The 1,564-nt window shown below is 73.1% G+C and carries 1 protein-coding gene; it reads right to left on the bottom strand.

The annotated features are described in order from the left end of the window. Positions 1–263: 263 nt before the first annotated feature. Positions 264–1,564, bottom strand: a 1,301-nt coding sequence (locus DQW06_RS20045; RefSeq protein ID WP_157983510.1) for a serine hydrolase, incomplete at its 5' end; no start/stop codon positions are given.

Below are 1,564 nucleotides of genomic sequence, written 5' to 3'. Positions count from 1 at the left end.
AAGAGGTCGTGGGTTCAAATCCCGCCACCCCGACAAAGGAACGGGTGTCCACACAGGTGGGCACCCGTTCTTCGTTTTCCCGGGTCCAGTGCTCCCCCCTACGGTCCGCTCCCCCAGCGCACAGGGCCGGAACCCTCGGCCTGTCGGCTTCCGTGCGTCACCGTTGCGTCAGAAGCGGGAGCCCGGGTTCACGCGCTGGGCGCCTTCGTTCCTGCGGTCCCCGTGGCCCCGACCCGACCGGACCGACCGCCGCCCCGCCTCCGCTAGACCGAGGCCAGCAGGACGAGGATGACCGCGCTCCCCGCGGCGACGGGAGCCGTCAGCGACCACCGCACCCACGGCCGGGCGCCCCTCGCGGTCGGGAGTCGCGGCCACCGGTACGCCCCCACCAGGACGGCGGCGGCCAGGAGGAGCAGACCCGCGACCCACGCCCACGGGGTCACCAGATGCCAGAACCCGGCGAGGAACGCGTACGTGAGCGCCGTGGCGCCGCCGGCCCAGTGGGACACCAGCCCCAGGCGGTCGGTGGGACGGCGCCACCAGCGGCCGGGGCGCCGCCGTGAGGCGAACCCCAGGGCGAGGAGACCGGGGGTGAGAGCGAGCAGGACCGTCGCGGTCGCGTAGATCCTCTCGCCCGCCGCGTTGTCGGGGCTCGGTTCGTCGACACCGAGCAGGCGGATGCCGATGTCCTCGCTGAACCGGTGCGTGTTGGACAGGACCACGGCTCCCCGGTCACCGGTGTAACCGATCCACGCCGTGTGGCCGTTGGTCGTGGCGTTGCCGCCGTGGCCGGTGATCGGCACCCCTCCCAGCGTCTCCACGTACCAGCCGAGGCCCTGTTCGCGGCGCTCGACGTCCCCCGGCGCCACGGGACGCACGGCCGCGGCCCCCGGGGCGGTGCCCTCCATCACCGACGCCAGGAGCAGGCCGAGGTCGCCCGCGGTCGTGACCAGCCCTCCCGACGGGCCGGAGGCCTCCGAGCCCTCCGGAACGAGGGGGCGCCCGAGATCGGCGTTGTGCACCTGGAAGGGGGCACCGTCACCGGTGGTCCGGATCGCGCTGTCCTCCATCCCCAACGGGTCGAGGATCCGTTCTTGGACGAGCTGGGCGTAACTGGTCCCGGCGTGCGCCGCCAGGGCGTGCCCGAGCAGGTCGATCCCGGTGTTGGAGTAGTGGTTGCCGCCTCGCATCGCGGGATCGACCCGCACGTCCTCCGCCACGGTCCGCAGGAACTCCTCGACCGACCCGGGCGGATCCGGGTGGCGTTTGGCCGCGAACTGCCACAACGTCTGGAGCAGGCTGGTCTCCTCCCTGGAGAGGCCCGCGGTGTGCGTAGCCAGCTCCTCCACCGTGACGCCGGCGAGTACGGGATCGGCGAAGTCGACGTCTTCCAGGAGATCGCCGACCCGGGCGTGCGGAGCGAGTTCACCGCGGTCCACCATGTCGGCGAGCAGCATGCCGGGCAGCACCTTGGCGACCGACGCGGAGCCGAACCGGGTGTGTTCCCCCACCGGTTCCCCGTCGGCCCCGGTACTGCCCAGCCCCGCCGTGCGCACGCGGAGCC

Source organism: Nocardiopsis sp. TNDT3 (assembly GCF_003427465.1).
Classification (GTDB): Bacteria; Actinomycetota; Actinomycetes; order Streptosporangiales; family Streptosporangiaceae; genus Nocardiopsis; species Nocardiopsis dassonvillei.
The sequence above is the reverse complement of the archived record's forward strand: the minus strand, read 5'-3'. Positions and strand labels throughout refer to the sequence as shown.